This window comes from Streptomyces sp. NPDC104831 (genome assembly GCF_055583025.1).
Window position 1 is genome coordinate 40591 of sequence record NZ_JBVJOT010000032.1, and the last position, 15983, is coordinate 56573.

The window sequence follows — 15983 nt, forward strand, 5'->3', positions numbered from 1 at the left end:
TGCCCACCCCAGAGACGACCATAAGGCCCCCCCTCCCCCGCCATGGCCTACCCCGCCCCACACCCCCCCCCACCCCCCCCCCCCCCCCCCCCTCCCCCCCCCCCCCCCCCCCCGCGGTCGTTGTACGTGCGGGCGCGGAAGCCGTCCGCCCGGACGGGGCCGCTCAGCGGGTCAGCGGCGGGCGGGGGCCCCGCGACGGGTCGTACGGCTCGTCGTCCCTGATGACCTCGCCCGGCACCACCTTGCCGTCGGGGCGGTGCATGCGGGCCTGCTGGAACACGTCCCCCAGACCGCCCGGGGCGACCCGGCGCAGGCGCTTCTCCAGGGCGTTCTCCGCGAGGCGGCTCACCGCGCGCTGGACCGGCGGGAGCAGCAGGAGCAGCCCCGCCGCGTCCGAGACCAGGCCCGGGATGATCAGCAGCAGACCGCCGAGCATCATCAGGCCGTTGCCGCCGCCGCGGGCCGGCGAGCCGCCCTGGCGCACGGCCTCGTTCAGGTTCGCGAAGGCGCGGCGGCCCGCCCGCTTGATCACGGCCGAGCCGGCCACGAGGCCCGCGACGAGCAGCAGGAACACCGTCGGACCGCCGGCCGCGCCCGCGACCACGGTCAGCAGCCAGATCTCCAGCACCAGCCACGCGGCGACGCCGAGCGGCAGATACCTGCGCAGCCGGGAGCGGCGGCGGGCGGGGTACGGGGAGGTCGGAGCGCCAGTCGTCATACCACCAGTGTGCCCGGGCGGGGCTCAGCACCGGATAAGGGAGTGACCGGCCGGGGCCGTGACCGGTGTGCTAGGTCCTGTCCTTGCCGGTGAACCGGCCGACGCGGTCGCCGACGCCCCAGGCGGTGACCCGCCACAGGGCCTCGACCACGATGTCCCGGCTCATCTTGGAATCGCCCAGCTCGCGCTCGACGAAGGTGATGGGCACCTCGACGACGTGGTAGCCGGCCTTGACCGCGCGGCGGGCCAGGTCGACCTGGAAGCAGTAGCCCTGCGAGGCGACCTCGCCCAGGCCGAGGCCCTCCAGCGTCTCCCGGCGGAAGGCCCGGAAGCCGCCCGTCACGTCCCGGATCGGCACGTCGAGCATGAGGCGCGAGTACGTGGAGCCGCCCCGCGAGAGGAACTCCCGGGACTTGGGCCAGTTCACCACCCGGCCGCCGGGCACCCAGCGCGAGCCGAGGACCAGGTCGGCGCCCTTGAGGGCGGTGAGCAGCCGGGGCAGTTCCTCGGGCTGGTGGGAGCCGTCGGCGTCCATCTCGATCAGCACGCCGTAGTCGTGCTCCAGGCCCCAGCGGAAGCCCGCCAGGTAGGCGGCGCCCAGGCCCTCCTTGCCCTTGCGGTGCAGCACCCGGACGTGGTCGTCCGCGGCGGCCAGTTCGTCGGCGAGCTTGCCGGTGCCGTCGGGGCTGTTGTCGTCCGCGATCAGTACGTGCGCCTCGGGGACGGCCTTGCGCACCCGGCCGACGATGGACTTGATGTTCTCCGCCTCGTTGTAGGTCGGGATGATCACCAAGGCCGTGCCGAGCGGACCGAACTGCCTCCCCTGGGCCTTGGCCGCGAGGGTCCCGTCGCCGTCGTTCACTGCTGCCCCTTCATGTCGTACGCAGGGGTCCACCATAGTGGCCGCGGCCTGGGAAGACGCGACGGCGCGGGCATCAGGTGGTGTCGAATGCCCGGGAGCGGGGTAAGAGTGATGATTTTCGGTATCTTCCCGCGGCGCTCCGGGCGGCTCTCCGCCACGGCGGGTGGGGCCCGGCGCCCTTCGGGCCGACCTGGGACCCGCTGGCTGCGGATCTACCGAAAGCCGTTGTCTAGGGAGCGCCCGGGCCCCACCCGGGTCGCACCGGCCGGCCGGGACGTTCCCTCGCCGGCGCGGGAGCTGGGCATGGATCCCGGTGGCGGTGCCCCGGTGCGGTACACCGTCCCCGACCCAGCGGCGCTGCCACGAGCCCTGCGAACGGCCCCGGTGGGCGTCCGGTGGTGGACCCGGCCGAACCTACCGGCCCCCGGGCGCCGACTGTCAACAGACCGCTGAGCTGGGGCGACGGCCCCGGCTCGGCGGACGGCGGGGAGGATGCGCAGGTGGGGCGGCGGGGCCGCGGCGGCCGGCGGGGGCCTCGCCACCCCGGGAGATCACTCGCCCGGCCGTACGAACACCGTCCGTCCGCCCACCACGGTGCGCAGGCAGACCGGCAGGTCACGGCCCGGGGTGAGGTCGGGCAGGCCGGGGGTGCCGGAGCGCGGGTCGGTGGACCAGCGGGCCACCCGGTCGTCGGGGGCCTGCACCACCAGCCGGTCCGTGCGCCAGACGGCGTAGTCGGCGGGGGCGCCGGGGACCAGGACGCCCGCGTCGTCCCGGCCGACGGCCCGCCAGCCGCCGCGGGTGTGCGCGGTGAACGCGGCCCGGACCGAGATCCGGTGCTCGGGCGTGCGGTGGAAGGCGGCGGCGCGGACCGTGCCCCACGGATCGAGCGGGGTGACGGGGCTGTCCGAGCCGAACGCCAGCGGTACGCCGGCCCGCAGCAGCGCGGCGAACGGGTTGAGGGTGCGGGCCCGCTCGGCGCCCAGGCGCCGGGCGTACATGCCGTCCTCGCCGCCCCACAGCGCGTCGAAGGCGGGCTGGACGGAGGCGATCAGGCCCAGCTCGGCGAAGCCGGCGACGGTCTCGGGGCTCAGCATCTCGGCGTGCTCGACGCGGTGCCGGGCGGCACGGACGCGGGCCGGGCCCACCTTCTCGGCGGCGGCGCGCACGCCCTCGACGACGGCGGCCACTGCGGCGTCGCCGATGGCGTGGAAGCCGGCCTGGAGACCCGCCTCGGTGCAGGCCGCCACATGGGCGGCGACGGCGCCGGCGTCCAGGTAGGCGGCGCCGGTGTGGGCGGCGTCGGCGTACGGCTCGTGCAGGCAGGCGGTGTGCGAGCCGAGGGCGCCGTCGGCGAACAGGTCGCCCGCCGCGCCGGCCGCGCCCAGCTCGCGGGCCTTGGCGGTGTCCTGCTCGGCCCAGTAGCCGACCACGCGGGGGCCCGGCGTACCGGCGGCGAGCCGCAGCAGGCCGGTGAAGTCGTCCTCGGAGGAGATGTGGGGGCCGCCGCACTCGTGCACGGTGCCGATGCCGAGGGAGGCGGCGTGCGCCAGCGCGGCGCGCTGGGCCTCCTCGCGCTGGGCGGGCGTGATGGCGCCGAGGGCGGCCTGCCGCACGGTGTGGTGGGCGTCCCGGGTGAGCGGGGCGTCGTCGCGCGGCACGTCGGCGCCGGCCAGGTCCAGCAGGGCGGTGCTGACGACCGCCGAGTGCACGTCGATGCGGGAGAGGTACAGCGGGCGTCCGCCGGTCGCCTCGTCCAGCTCCGCGCGGGCCGGCGGCCGGCCGCCGGGCCAGCGTGCGGCGTCCCAGCCGTGGCCCAGCAGGACCCGGTCGCCGGGGCGGGCGGCGGCGAACTCGCGGATCCGCGCGAGGGCCGCCTGCAGCGAGGGGGCGCCGGACAGGTCGAGGCCGGTCAGGGCGAGGCCGGTGGCGGTGGTGTGCACATGGGCGTCGGTGAAGGCCGGGGTGACCAGGGCGCCGTCGAGGTCGACCACCTCGTCGACGCCGTCGGCGAAGGCGTCGGCGGCGCCCTCGGAGCCGACCCAGGCGACGTGGCCCGCCTCGACGACCATCGCCGTCGCGAAGGGGTCGGCGGGGCTGTGCACCTCGCCGCGGCGGAGCAGGACGGTCTGGGGGGGCTCGGCGGTGCGGTTGCTCATAGCCGACAGTTTCTCCCGGCGCCGAATGCGGGCCGCACCGGGGGCACGCCGACGGGGCGCCGGGAGCGCCGCCGTGCCGGCCGTCGTCAGATCTTCGGCGGGCGGGCCTCGTACGGGGTCGAGAGGACCACCGTCGTCCGCGTCGACACTCCCGCCAGCGACCGCAGCCGGGCCAGCAGTTCCTCCAGTTCGTGCGGGGTGGCCACGCGCACCTTGAGGATGTAGTTCTCGTCGCCGGCCACGCTGTGGCACGCCTCGATCTCGGGGACGCCGGCCAGGCGGTCCGCGATGTCGTCGGGGGCGCTGGGGTCGAACGGTTTCACCGAGATGAACGCGGTCAGCGGCAACCCGACGGCCTCGGGGTCGACGACCGCGGCATAGCCGCGGATGACGCCACGCTGTTCGAGCCGGCGCACCCGCTGGTGCACGGCCGACGTGGACAGGCCCGTGGCCTTGCCCAGGTCTGTGTAGCTCATCCGCCCGTCCTTGACGAGCAGCTGCACGATCTGACGGTCCAGCTCCTCCATGCCGCCACAACCTACAGTGCGCTTGATCTCCACGGATACCTCGGAGACGCAGGTCATGCCCCGTCGTCCGGAAAAGGCGCGGGGACGGGCACCTGCGCCTGGCATGTGACGAAAGCCACACGACTGGGGCGGGCTCCGTGATGTTCTCGTGATTACCGCGGAGGACTGACGGGAAGTGCTTGGTGTGGTCGAGGCCGCAGTGCCGTCACGGCCCAGCCTTAGGGGGAGAATCCCATGCAGAGTACCCATCGCCCTGGTCGATCCGCGTCCGCGCGGCCCCAGCCGGTCGCCGAGCCCGAGCCGGAGGGCGTCGAACCCGACGTCTACGACGAGGAACTGGACGCCTACGACACCTTCGAGATGTACCGGGTGATCTGCCCGGACTGCGCGCAGCCGATCGCGCTGCTGGCGGACGAGGAGTTCCTGCCGGAGCACGCGCTGTGCGCCTCGCCGTGGAACCCGTTCGGGCTCACGGTGTGCGCGGGCACGGGCCGTCCGGCGGCCGACGCCCGCCCCGCGGACGAGTCCGTCGAGCCGCAGGAGCAGGACACCGCGCTGCTGCTCACGCTCCCCCAGGGTCTGAACTGGCGGACGCAGCCCTTCTCGCACGTCGGCGGCCCGGGCTCGCGCCCGATGCGCGTGCCGGAGATGCGCCGCCAGGCCGCCTGAGCCGGCCCGCCCTCCCCGTATCCGCCCCGCACCATGGCGCGCAGACCGCCGTGGTGCGGGATCGGCGTGCCCGGGCACGCGGGAGCGGCGGCGGACGACGTGCCGCACGGTCCGCCGGGAGGGATGGCGGAGGAGACCGTCGGCCCCCGGGACGCGCTCCGGTCCCGCCCGGGCGGGGCCGAACCCCGCGCCGGGCGGCGGCAGTCGGTCGTGCGGCCGGGCCGGCGGTCCGATCACGCACGCGTCCAGGTGCTCGCGGCCGGCGCCGTCCACCGCGTGTGGCCGGTCGCCCCGGTGGACCGACGCTCGATCGCGCCGGCGGGTGACCTGCCGGCCGTCGGCGCGCTGCCCGGGTGCGCCCGGACGTTCCCGCGACCGGGTGGCGGCGCCGCCCCTTCGTTTCCCGCCCGGCCCGCATGCCTGGGCCGTCCCCGGCCCGGGATCCGCCGATCCACGGGGAGGCGGTGCGGGCCGCACCCTGCCGGGCCGCCGCGGCCCGGAGCGGGCCGGGCCCGCGGCCCCGACGGGTGCCCGCGGGCCGGTTCAGCGGCCTTCCGGACCCGCCACGTGGCGGGCGATGACCATCCGCTGGATCTGGTTGGTGCCCTCGACGATCTGCAGGACCTTCGCCTCCCGCATGTAGCGTTCGGCCGGGAAGTCGGCGGTGTAGCCGTAGCCGCCCAGGACCTGCACCGCGTCCGTGGTGACCTTCATCGCGGTGTCGGTGCAGTGCAGCTTGGCCATGGCGGCCTGCTTGGCGAACGGCCGGCCCGCGTCCCGCAGCCGGGCGGCGGCGAGGTACAGCGCGCGGCCCGCCTCGATCTGGGTGGCCATGTCGGCGAGCATGAAGCGCAGGCCCTGGAAGTCGGCGATGGGCCGGCCGAACTGGCGGCGCTGTACGGCGTACCGGACCGCCTCGTCCAGGGCGGCCTGGGCGAGGCCGACGGCGCAGGCCGCGATGCCGAGCCGGCCCGAGTCGAGCGCCGACAGCGCGATGGAGAAGCCCTGACCCTCCTCGCCGATGCGCCTGCCGTCCGGGACGCGGACGCCGTCGAGGTGGACCTGGGCGGTGGGCGAGCCCTTCAGGCCCATCTTCCGCTCGGGTGCCGCGCCGCTCAGGCCGGGCGCGTCGCCGGGCACGAGGAAGGCGGTGATGCCGCGCGGGCCGTCCTCGCCGGTGCGGGCCAGCACGGTGTAGAAGTCGGCGATGCCGCCGTGGGTGATCCATGCCTTGGTCCCGTCGATCACCCACTCCCCCCCGCCCTCGCGGACGGCCTTGGTGCGCAGGGAGGCGGCGTCGGAGCCGGAGGACGGCTCGGACAGGCAGTAGGCGCCGAGCAGGCCGCCGCCCAGCATCGCGGGCAGGTGCTCGACCTGCTGCTGCTTGCTGCCGTAGGTGGCGAGCGCGTAGGACGCGAGCGTGTGCACGCTGACGCCGAGGCCGACGGTGAGCCGGGCCGTGGCCAGTTCCTCCAGCACCTGGAGGTACACCTCGTACGGCTGGTCGCCGCCGCCGTACTCGGCCGGGTAGGGCAGGCCGAGCAGGCCGGACTCGGAGAGCAGGGTGAAGACCTCGCGCGGGAAGCGTCCGGCGTCCTCCTCCTCCGCGGCCTTCGGCGCGATCTCGCGCTGGGCGATCTCGCGGACGAGGGCGAGCAGGTCCCTCGCCTCCTCCGTGGGCAGTTGACGCTCCACCGGCTGCGGGTCGCGGTCGGACATGGCGTCGGGCTCCTCCCTGTTCGGACACCGGCGGGAGGGCCCGTGGTGGGGGCGGCTCCGCCTGATCGTTCCGCTGTGCCGAGGCGCCCGCTCCCGGGTCTCGGAAGCTGCTGACCAGCGGCATGCGCTGTGAGTATGCCCGATCGCCGACCTCCCGTCACCAGTTAACGACCGCTCACTTCAGGATTCCCGCGCGGACTTCACTCGTCGGTGAAATTGGTCCGAACCATTGACCTACTGGTCTAGTCCTCCTACTGTGCAGCCCACGCCTTACCGCGTTCATGCCAATCGGCGCGCTTTCCCCTCCCCCACGAGGAGACACCCGATGCACTCTCCCCACCGCTCGCTCGTCCGGACCCTTGTGTCGGCCGCGTGTACCGCCGTCCTCGGCGCCGGCCTGCTGGCCGGGACGGGCACCGCCACCGCGGCGGCCCCGAGCGCCCCCGAGGCCGCGGCCGGCTCCAAGGTCGTCGGCTACTTCACCGAATGGGGCACCTACGACCGCAAGTACTACGTCAAGAACATCGAGACCTCGGGCTCCGCGGCCAAGCTGACCCATATCAACTACGCCTTCGGCAACGTCACCGGCGGCAAGTGCGCCATGGGCGACGCCTACGCGGCCACCGACCGGGCCTACACCGCCGCCGAGTCCGTGGACGGCGTCGCCGACACCTGGGACCAGCCGCTGCGCGGCAACTTCAACCAGTTGCTGAAGCTGAAGAAGAAGCACCCGGGTCTGAAGGTCCTGTGGTCCTTCGGCGGCTGGACCTGGTCGAACGGCTTCGGCGAGGCCGCGAAGAACCCGGCCGCCTTCGCCCAGTCCTGCTACGACCTGGTCAAGAACTCCAAGTGGGCGGGTGTCTTCGACGGCATCGACATCGACTGGGAGTACCCGAACGCGTGCGGCAACACCTGTGACACCAGCGGGCGGGACGCCTTCCGCAACCTGATGGCGGCGGTGCGCGCGAAGTTCGGCTCCGGGAACCTGGTCACGGCGGCGATCACCGCGGACGCCACCGCCGGCGGCAAGATCGACGCGGCGGACTACGCCGGGGCCGCCCAGTACGTCGACTGGTACAACCCGATGACCTACGACTACTTCGGCGCCTGGGACGCGAAGGGCCCGACCGCCCCGCACTCCCCGCTGAACTCCTACTCGGGCATCCCGAAGGCGGACTACCACACCTCCGCGACCATCGCCAAGCTCAAGGGCCTCGGCGTCCCGGCCTCGAAGCTGCTGCTCGGCCTCGGCTTCTACGGGCGCGGCTGGACCGGCGTCACCCAGGCGGCGCCCGGCGGCACGGCCACGGGTCCGGCGGCCGGCACGTACGAGCAGGGCATCGACGACTACAAGGTGCTCAAGACCAAGTGCCCGGCGACCGGCACCGTGGCCGGGACCGCCTACGCCAAGTGCGGCAGCGACTGGTGGAGTTACGACACCCCGGCGACCATCGCCACGAAGATGACGTACAAGAACCAGCAGGGTCTGGGCGGCACCTTCTTCTGGGAGCTGAGCGGCGACACCGCGAACGGTGAGCTGATCAAGGCGATCAACTAGCCCGCGCGCCGGTCCTCCGCCCCGCCCGCCCGCCGGCCGTCCCGGCGGGCGGGCGGCGGAGGGCCGGGGCGCGACGCGTCCCGGCGCCGCGAGGCGTCGCTTCGACGGGTCGCCTCAGAGCAGTCCGAGCTGGGTCACGAGCATCGCGAACACCGCGACGAGGACCCAGCCCACGACGTGTTCGAGCAGTTCGGGGCCGTCTTCCTGGGGGCCGCCGGTGACGGCGCGGGCGGCGGTGGCCGGGTGTGCGGTCATGGTGTTCACTCACAGACATCGGACGAATACGGCTGAAACCCCCGCCCCTGACGTCCACCATGCCACCCGCGACGGCGTGCGCGACGATGAACTTGGTCACAACCCCCTCAGCGCACGCCCACGAGCGCGAGGGCCCTGCGCTGGTGCGGGGTCGGGTGGGCCGGGAAGTACAGGTAGCAGATCCCCCCGGTGCCCGAGGCGATCTTGCCGGAGGCGTTGTAGCGCTTGGTGCGGAGCCAGATGTTCTCCCACTCGCGGCGCTTGTACACGCGCCGTACCGCCTCGTCGGCCGGCGAGGCCGGGTCGTTGGCGATGACGTCGCCGTCGGCCGTGAGGCCGATGACGGTCATCAGATGGCCGGCGGTGCCGTAACCGGCCCCGGTCAACTCGCTCTTCAGGAACGACTGGGACGTGATGGCGGGGATGCCGGCCGCGATCAGCGTCTCCAGTTCGGTCAGGGAGGCGAGCCGGGTGACCACACCCTGCAGGCCCTCGAAGGTGGCCGCGTAGGCGGCGTTGAAGGGCCAGTTGCCGCAGCCCTCGTACTGGTGGTCGTAGGTGGAGCGGGCCGCGTGGCAGACCTGCGGGTCGGCGTAGGACGGGTCGACCCAGGACAGTTGCCCGGGGGTGAGCCGGCCGCCCCAGTACTCGACGATCATCTGCGAGGAGGTCGGACTGCACCAGGCCTCGCCGCCGTTGTCGTACTCCGGGTACTGCCCCTTGTGGATCTCCTGCGAATAACGCGGGACGGCCAGTTCCTGGGCGAGGCCGGGCGTGGAGGCCGGGACGGTGAAGCGGTCGGGGATGTCGGAGCCCATCGCGCCCAGCCGCCAGACGGTCGGCGTCAGCCGCGTGCCGGGCCTGCGGTAGAGGGTCAGGCGCAGCCGGTACGACGCGAGGCGCAGGCCGCTGCCCGGGTCGTCGACGGCGAGGGTGTCGGTCCAGACGGTGCTCCTGCCGTCGGTCTGGCCGTCCACCGAGGTCCGCTTGATGTCCTGGTCGCCGGACGCCCAGCGGCCCATCACGTACCAGGGTGTGCCGGTGCCGTCGGAGTAGGTGCCGCTCAGCTCGACCTGGAGCCAGGTGCCCTCGGGAGTGTGCGCGTTCCAGGAGGCGACGACCTCGGTCGCGGGCACGGGGAGCCGGTGCGCCGGACCGGTCCAGGTGGCGTACTCCCAGGCGGCGGTGGTGCCGGTGTGCGGGTCGGGGTAGTCGGTGCGGCCGGCGGGAACGCCGATCACCACGCCGGGCCGGTGTCCGGCGACGGCCCGGGTGCCCTCGGCCGTCCCGGAGCGCCAGTCGCGGTACGTGGTCCAGGCGTGGTAGTCGATCGGGCGGTCCGGGGCGGGGGCTCCGGACGGGGAGCGCGGCGCGGCGGCGGCGGGGGCCGCGGTGCCGGTCACCGCCGCGGCGACGGCCACCGCCAGGACGGTTCTGCGGGACGGCTCTTGGGCTTGGCTCATGGGCGCGACGACCCCCAGGGTGTCCGAGTCGGGCTGGTCCGGTGCGGTAACTATGGAGCAGGCCGAATCGCGCTGCCAGCACTTCGGCGCATGCCGCGCCACGAATATTGGTCTCGGCCACTGGCGGTGCCCGCGGGGGCGCGGGGACCGTGCGGGCGCGCGGCCCCGCCGCGTGGGCCGGACCGGTCCCCGCGCCCCCCGTTCGCGGAAGGGGTCAGACCAGGTCCATCGCGGCGACCTCGTCGGGCCGCCCGTAGCTCACCGGCCCCTGGAAGCGGCGGCGGGCCGTGGCGAACCACCACACCGTGGCGATCAGCAGGACGACGGCGAGCGCGATCGGCGCGTAGTTGAAGGAGTCGACGGTGATCGGCGAGGCCTGCGGGAGCATGAACAGGACGCTGCTGAGCAGGATCCACACCACCGCCAGCCAGCCGATCGGCCGGCCCCAGCGGCCCAGGTGCCAGGGGCCGGGCTGGAAGGCGTCGCCGAGCCGCAGCCGCAGGAAGATCGGCACGGCGTAGGCGAGGAAGAGGCCGACCACGTTGACGCTGACGATGGCGGTGAACGCCGTGTGCGACCACCAGCCGGGCACCACCAGCGCCAGCGAGCAGCCGACCGCGAGCCACACGGCCTTCACCGGCGTCCGGGTGCGCAGCGAGACCGAGTGCCACCAGCGTGAGCCGGGCATGGCGCCGTCCCGGGAGAAGGCGAAGATCTGCCGGGTGTTGCTGGTGAGGTTGGCGAGACCGCAGAAGAGCATCGCGCCGATGACGACGAGGAGCAGCACCTTGGCGGTGCGCAGTCCGAGGCCGTCGATGAGGATCTGGATGGGCGGGGCGGCCGCGCCGGCCACCTTGGCGTAGTCGCCGATGCTGTAGACCAGTGCCAGCATCAGGACCAGGCCGGCGATCGCCGAGCAGGCGATGGCACGGGTGATGCCCTTCGGGGCGCTGACCGTCGCCTGGACGGTTTCCTCGGACATGTGGAAGCTGCCGTCGAATCCGGTGAAGGTCCAGCTGGTGACCAGCAGGCCGAGCATGCCGCCGTAAAGGCCGCTGGTGAAACCGGTGTTGTTCTCGAAATGCGTGACAAAGGACGCCGACTGGTGATGGTCGGGCATCACGATCAGCGCGGCGACGATCACCACGAGCCCGATCAGCAGCCACCACACGGAAATGCGGTTCAGCAGGGCGACGAACTGGACGGTGAAAGTGTTGGCGAGCCCTTGCAGGACGATGATCAGGGCCGTGATCAGCACGGTCTGGTGTGCGGTCGGCTCATAGGAGGGCCACTGGAGCGCGACGAACACCTGGATGAAGGTGGCCGCGGCGTACCCGGTGGCGGCGGTGCCGCCGATCTGGCCCACGAAGTTCAGCCAGCCCGTGAACCAGGACCAGGCGCCCTTGTGCCGCTTGGCGAGTTTGCCGGCGGAGAAATAGAGGGCGCCGCTGGTGGGATAGGCGGAGGCGACCTCCGCCATGGCCGCGCCGATGAGCAGCACCATCAGCGAGACACCGATCCAGCCGAACACGAGAACGCGCGGGCCGCCCGCGTTCATGCCGAACCCGAAGGACGAGAAAATGCCCGAGAGGATATTGATGATGGTGAAGGAGATCGCGAAATTGTCGAACGCCTTGAAGCGCCGGGTGAGCTTGCGCGGATAACCCATCGCGTGCAGCGTCGCGTCGTCGTCGAGCACGACGGTGTCCGCGGCCCGGGTGCGGGCCCGGGAGGTCGACATCCGTTCCGACACGGATCGGCCTTTCTCTCGGTGGGGACAGGGGGACAAGGGGGAACAGGGGGACAGGAGGGGCGGACCGGGAAGCGGGGGTCACCGAGCGGGATCAGCCCGGCCCGGGAACGGGCAGGCCGCAGGCGCGCCGGGCCCGGGAGAGCTGTTCGACGGGGTCGCCGAAGGCGCTCCAGGGCATGCGGGAGGCGTACGGGCCCATCGCGGTGAAGACGGCCCGGGCCTCGAACTCCCGCTGGCCCATCACCAGCGCGTGCGCGAGGTAGGCCAGGTCGAGCACCGGGGTGAAGCGGTAACCGGCCACCGTGGGCAGCCAGTTCTGGTAGATCGCCAGCGCGGTGGAGCGCCACTGGGGCTGTTCCCAGGCCCGGTCGGCGAGCAGTTGGGTGGGGTTGTAGCTCTCCACCAGGGCCACCAGGGGCAGCAGCCGCAGGGCGGATTCGGCGGGTGCCCGCTGACTGAGGAAGGCGGCCACGTCCCAGGCGGCGGTGACCGAGCCGCCGTGGCGGGTGAAGAAACAGGACAGGAACCGGTGGTGGGCCTCGCGGTGCCAGGGGTCCAGGGACAGGATGTGCGCGAACAGCCGCCAGGGGCCGGGCGGGGAGGTGAGCAGGCCCTTCGGGGCCGGGTCGCGCAGCCGGTGCAGCCGGGCCATGGCGAGCCGCGCGACCCAGGGCGTGGGGTCGGCGGGGGCCGCCTCGGCGGCCCGGTCGCAGGCCGTGAGCGCTATCCGCTCCAGCGCCTCGGCGCGTTCGTCGCGCGCGTCGGCGGCCCGCAGCGCGCGCTGCACGGCCACCCGCGCCCACATGAGCGCGGCCTCGGGGGTCGGTTCCTCGGCGAGCCAGCGCTCCGCGAGATCGGTGCCGGCCGCCTCGGAGGCGAGCACCAGGGAGCGGTGGGCGCGCAGCGCGAAGTCGGTCCGGGTGTCGGCGAGGGCCTCGTCGGCGGACCGGTAGCGCCCGGCGCGCACGTCTACGCAGACGCTCGCCAGGACCCGGTCGTCGGCCGCCGGATGCCACACATAGTGCCCTTCGAATAAGTCCGCGGCCATGTCCCCCTGCCCGTCCAGCGTGCGGCGCATCACGTTGCGCAGGAGGCACCTTACTCAGCGTGGGGCACACCCGGAACGCCGAATTCGACATATCGGTCAGCGGATTCGGATTGTTTATCGACGCCTTCGACTGGCTGCCGGCCGGTGATTCAAGACGGGACTTTCCCCGGCCCGGCGGCTCCGGCCGGCGCCGCCGCGCCCCGCAGGTCACCGGCGGCTCCCCACCGGTTCCTCCCCGGCCACCCTCCCGGGACCGCGCCACTAGACTGTTTCGCGGGAAACCAGACTGTTTCATGGGGAAAACAGCCGCCTCGCCTCACACCTCGGGAACCGCCATTCACGATCTCGCCGCCCGGCTGCGCGACCTCCCGCCGTCCCTGGGACCGGTCCGGCTGATCGCCGTCGACGGGCACGCCGGCTCGGGGAAGTCGACGTTCGCCGGGCGGCTGGCGCGGGCGCTCGGCGGTGCCCCGGTGGTCCACCTCGACGACTTCGCGAGCCACGAGCGGCTGTTCGACTGGACCGGCCGGCTCATGACCCAGGTGATCGAACCGCTGGGACGCGGCGGGAGCGGGTACGTCACGCCGTACGACTGGCGGGCCCGCGCCTTCGGCGGTCCCCGCCCGCTGCCGGCCGCGCCCGTGGTGCTGCTCGAGGGCGTCGGCGCCGGCCGCCGGGCGCTGCGGCCCCATCTGGCCCGGCTGCTGTGGATGGAGCTGCCCCGGGAGGAGTCCTGGGCGCGCGGCCGGCGGCGGGACGGGGCGGAGCAGCGGGAATTCTGGGACGGGTGGGTGGCGGCGGAACGCGCGCACTTCGCCACCGATCCCTCACGCCCCCACGCCGATCTCCTGATACGGCAGCGAACCGGGGGGTACGAGGTGCTCCCGGGACCGTCCGCGACCCGCGGATCCGGGCCCGATGTGACGCTCGGTGACGGATCCTCCGCAATGTGGTGAAGTTGTGAAGACCCTTGCGGGCGAAGTTCCCCCAGTACCTCAACTTCGCTTGACCGGGGGCCCGTACAGGTCTTACGTTCTCAATGTGCGGCTTTCGGAGCCGCCCGCCGACACGAAGCCCCCGGTTGTTCCCCCGTGACCGGGGGCTTCGTTCTGCCCGCGGGGCCCCGATTCCCCGCGCCGGCGCACCGGCCCTCTCACCCTCGGTCACGAAACCCCGTGCGCCCCGTCTGCTCCCACCTCGCCGAACGCCCTGTGCGGCACCCTTCGGCAGGCACCCGCACCGCGGGTACGATGCCCTCGGTGCGACCTTCGAGCGGGAGCCTCGCGCACCTGCAACTCCGGTCCGCGGCACAGCGGTTCGACCGCGGCGGCCGTCGGGCGACCGCCCGGCGGCGAACCACGGGGCAAGGTCTGTGGGGGGACGATGGACTTCGGCACGCAGGGCCCCGAGGCGCCGGCCGACCTCGCCTGGCTGCGGGGGGTGGACGCCTACACGATGGGCGCCTACCCGCAGGCGGAGGAGGAGTTCCGCACCGCGGTGCGGATGGACCCGGGCATGGCGGACGCCTGGCTCGGACTGCACGCGCTCCGGGTCGACACCACCACCGCGCTGCTGCGCATGTTCCGGCACCGCGAGCGCTTCGGCGAACAGCGCGCCCGGCACCGCCGTTCCCTCAACTCCTGGTACTGGCTCGGCTGGTGGGTGCAGCCGGTGCTGGAGAACCCGCGCGATCTGCTGCTCGCGCACGCCTCGCACTGGCTGGACGGCCGGCACGTGCCCGAGCTGGACCGCGCCCTGGCCGGGCTGCCCCCGGTCGACACCGACGCCCAGGTCCGCTTCCTGCACGCCTGCCGCGCCTACCTGGTCAAGGACTGGGAGCAGCTGGTCCGGCACACCGACCCGCTGCTGGACGACCCCCTGCTCGGCATCGAGGCCGGGCTCTTCGGCGGCATGGCCCGGGTCCGGCTGGAGATGTACGGCCAGGCCGAACCCCTGCTGTCGGCGGCGCTGATGCGGTGCCGCAGCGAGCAGCCGCAGCGCAAGGAGCTGCGCTACTGGCTGGCGCGGGCGCACGAGGGGACGGGGCGGTCCGCCGCCGCGCTCCCCCTGTACCGGGCGGTGCACCGGGTCGACCCGGCCTTCATGGACACCTCGGCCCGGCTCGCCGCGATCGCCGAGGGCGACGGGTACGACGAGGCGGGCGACCTCGCCGCGATCACCCTGACCGGCGCGGGGCAGGACGCGGTGGACGGCCCCGACGGGTTTGATCCGCTGTTCGGCATGGAGGGCCGCGACCTCAGGCTGCCGGAGCCCGAGCCGCCGGCCGGCCCGCTGCCGTCGGCGGCCGATCCCTCGGTGCGGACCAGGACCGGCCCCGGGGCGTCCGCCACGCCGGTCCCCACCGGTCCGACCGACCCCGCGCTACTCGAGCAGGCGCTCGCCGAACTGGAGCGCATGGTGGGCCTGGAGCCGGTCAAGCGCCAGGTCAAGGCGCTGTCCGCGCAGCTGAACATGGCGCGGCTGCGGGCCGGGCAGGGTCTGCCGGTGCAGCCGCCCAAGCGGCACTTCGTCTTCTCCGGCCCGTCCGGCACCGGCAAGACCACGGTCGCGCGCATCCTCGGCCGGGTGTTCTACGCCCTGGGACTGCTCGGCGGCGACCACCTCGTGGAGGCCCAGCGGGCCGACCTGGTCGGCGAGTACCTGGGGCAGACGGCCGTGAAGGCCAACGAACTGATCGACTCGGCGATCGGCGGGGTGCTGTTCGTGGACGAGGCGTACTCCCTGTCCAATACCGGGTACGGCAAGGGGGACGCCTACGGCGACGAGGCGCTCCAGGTGCTGCTGAAGCGGGCCGAGGACAACCGGGACCACCTGGTGGTGATCCTGGCCGGCTACCCGGAGGGCATGGACCGCCTGCTCGCCGCCAACCCCGGACTGTCCTCCCGGTTCACGACCCGGGTGGACTTCCCCTCGTACCGGCCGCCGGAGCTCACCGAGATCGGCAAGGTGCTCGCCGCGGACAACGGCGACCAGTGGGACGAGGAGGCGCTGGAGGAGCTGCGGTCGATCGCCGGGCACGTGGTCGACCAGGGGTGGATCGACGAGCTGGGCAACGGACGGTTCCTGCGGACGCTGTACGAGAAGAGCTGCGCGTACCGGGACCTGCGGCTGTCGTCGTACGCCGGTTCCCTGTCCCGGGAGGACCTGGCGACCCTGCGGCTGCCCGACCTGATGCAGGCCTACGGCGAGGTGCTGTCGGGCCGGGGGCCGCAGGATCCCTCCTCCTAGGGG

At 73.5% G+C, this 15983-nt stretch carries 13 protein-coding genes; 4 read left to right on the forward strand and 9 right to left on the reverse strand.

Annotated elements, in window-relative coordinates; genetic code table 11:
- Positions 1-163 precede the first annotated feature (163 nt).
- The 4 genes from fxsA to ACZ63H_RS22135 form a co-directional block, all read right to left on the reverse strand.
- Positions 164-718, reverse strand: coding sequence for an FxsA family membrane protein (gene fxsA / locus ACZ63H_RS22120; RefSeq protein WP_469867520.1), 555 nt, complete (start codon positions 716-718; stop codon positions 164-166).
- Positions 719-788: 70 nt separating this feature from the next.
- Positions 789-1580: a polyprenol monophosphomannose synthase gene (locus ACZ63H_RS22125; protein WP_469867522.1), complete on the reverse strand. Its 792-nt coding sequence runs from the start codon at positions 1578-1580 to the stop codon at positions 789-791.
- Between the two features lie 551 nt (positions 1581-2131).
- Complete coding sequence (locus tag ACZ63H_RS22130; protein ID WP_469867524.1) at positions 2132-3739, reverse strand: amidohydrolase; 1608 nt, start codon at positions 3737-3739, stop codon at positions 2132-2134.
- A gap of 86 nt (positions 3740-3825) precedes the next feature.
- Positions 3826-4266 carry an Lrp/AsnC family transcriptional regulator gene (locus tag ACZ63H_RS22135; protein ID WP_067046457.1) on the reverse strand — a complete coding sequence of 147 codons (441 nt, stop codon included), beginning with the start codon at positions 4264-4266 and terminating at the stop codon, positions 3826-3828.
- A 234-nt stretch (positions 4267-4500) separates the two neighbouring features.
- Between ACZ63H_RS22135 and ACZ63H_RS22140 the strand changes: the two genes are divergently transcribed.
- Positions 4501-4935: a hypothetical protein gene (locus tag ACZ63H_RS22140; protein WP_469867526.1), complete on the forward strand. Its 435-nt coding sequence runs from the start codon at positions 4501-4503 to the stop codon at positions 4933-4935.
- Positions 4936-5478: 543 nt separating this feature from the next.
- On the opposite strand, the gene ACZ63H_RS22145 is transcribed toward ACZ63H_RS22140, so the two are convergent.
- Entirely contained in the window at positions 5479-6654 is a 1176-nt protein-coding gene (locus tag ACZ63H_RS22145; RefSeq protein WP_469867528.1) for an acyl-CoA dehydrogenase family protein, read from the reverse strand.
- Positions 6655-6979: 325 nt separating this feature from the next.
- On the opposite strand from ACZ63H_RS22145, the gene ACZ63H_RS22150 reads away from it, so the two are divergent.
- Positions 6980-8212, forward strand: a complete 1233-nt coding sequence (locus ACZ63H_RS22150) for a glycoside hydrolase family 18 protein (RefSeq protein ID WP_469867530.1) — start codon at positions 6980-6982, stop codon at positions 8210-8212.
- Between the two features lie 114 nt (positions 8213-8326).
- On the opposite strand, the gene ACZ63H_RS22155 is transcribed toward ACZ63H_RS22150, so the two are convergent.
- The 4 genes from ACZ63H_RS22155 to ACZ63H_RS22170 all read right to left on the reverse strand — a co-directional run bounded on the left by ACZ63H_RS22155 (position 8327) and on the right by ACZ63H_RS22170 (position 12731).
- Complete coding sequence (locus tag ACZ63H_RS22155) at positions 8327-8467, reverse strand: SCO1431 family membrane protein (RefSeq protein ID WP_469867532.1); 141 nt, start codon at positions 8465-8467, stop codon at positions 8327-8329.
- 107 nt (positions 8468-8574) lie between these two features.
- A complete protein-coding gene (locus tag ACZ63H_RS22160) occupies positions 8575-9930 on the reverse strand; it encodes a peptidase C39 family protein (protein ID WP_469867534.1) in 1356 nt (451 codons plus the stop codon).
- Between the two features lie 214 nt (positions 9931-10144).
- Complete coding sequence (locus ACZ63H_RS22165) at positions 10145-11683, reverse strand: amino acid permease (RefSeq protein WP_469867536.1); 1539 nt, start codon at positions 11681-11683, stop codon at positions 10145-10147.
- A 91-nt stretch (positions 11684-11774) separates the two neighbouring features.
- On the reverse strand, positions 11775-12731 hold the full coding sequence (locus ACZ63H_RS22170) for a hypothetical protein (RefSeq protein WP_469867612.1): 957 nt from the start codon (positions 12729-12731) through the stop codon (positions 11775-11777).
- A 293-nt stretch (positions 12732-13024) separates the two neighbouring features.
- Here ACZ63H_RS22170 and ACZ63H_RS22175 point away from each other — a divergent pair, with 293 nt between their 5' ends.
- A complete protein-coding gene (locus tag ACZ63H_RS22175; RefSeq protein ID WP_469867538.1) occupies positions 13025-13687 on the forward strand; it encodes a uridine kinase family protein in 663 nt (220 codons plus the stop codon).
- Between the two features lie 427 nt (positions 13688-14114).
- Entirely contained in the window at positions 14115-15980 is a 1866-nt protein-coding gene (locus ACZ63H_RS22180; protein WP_469867540.1) for an AAA family ATPase, read from the forward strand.
- The last annotated feature ends 3 nt before the right edge of the window (positions 15981-15983 follow it).

Excerpts from the sequence above, each read along its gene's own strand:
- fxsA (WP_469867520.1), bottom strand. The coding sequence starts at position 718 with ATGACGACTGGCGCTCCGACCTCCCCGTACCCCGCCCGCCGCCGCTCC.
- ACZ63H_RS22130 (WP_469867524.1), bottom strand. The coding sequence starts at position 3,739 with ATGAGCAACCGCACCGCCGAGCCCCCCCAGACCGTCCTGCTCCGCCGC.
- ACZ63H_RS22135 (WP_067046457.1), bottom strand. The coding sequence starts at position 4,266 with ATGGAGGAGCTGGACCGTCAGATCGTGCAGCTGCTCGTCAAGGACGGG.
- ACZ63H_RS22140 (WP_469867526.1), top strand. The coding sequence starts at position 4,501 with ATGCAGAGTACCCATCGCCCTGGTCGATCCGCGTCCGCGCGGCCCCAG.
- ACZ63H_RS22145 (WP_469867528.1), bottom strand. The coding sequence starts at position 6,654 with ATGTCCGACCGCGACCCGCAGCCGGTGGAGCGTCAACTGCCCACGGAG.
- ACZ63H_RS22150 (WP_469867530.1), top strand. The coding sequence starts at position 6,980 with ATGCACTCTCCCCACCGCTCGCTCGTCCGGACCCTTGTGTCGGCCGCG.
- ACZ63H_RS22155 (WP_469867532.1), bottom strand. The coding sequence starts at position 8,467 with ATGACCGCACACCCGGCCACCGCCGCCCGCGCCGTCACCGGCGGCCCC.
- ACZ63H_RS22160 (WP_469867534.1), bottom strand. The coding sequence starts at position 9,930 with ATGAGCCAAGCCCAAGAGCCGTCCCGCAGAACCGTCCTGGCGGTGGCC.
- ACZ63H_RS22170 (WP_469867612.1), bottom strand. The coding sequence starts at position 12,731 with ATGGCCGCGGACTTATTCGAAGGGCACTATGTGTGGCATCCGGCGGCC.
- ACZ63H_RS22175 (WP_469867538.1), top strand. The coding sequence starts at position 13,025 with ATGGGGAAAACAGCCGCCTCGCCTCACACCTCGGGAACCGCCATTCAC.
- ACZ63H_RS22180 (WP_469867540.1), top strand. The coding sequence starts at position 14,115 with ATGGACTTCGGCACGCAGGGCCCCGAGGCGCCGGCCGACCTCGCCTGG.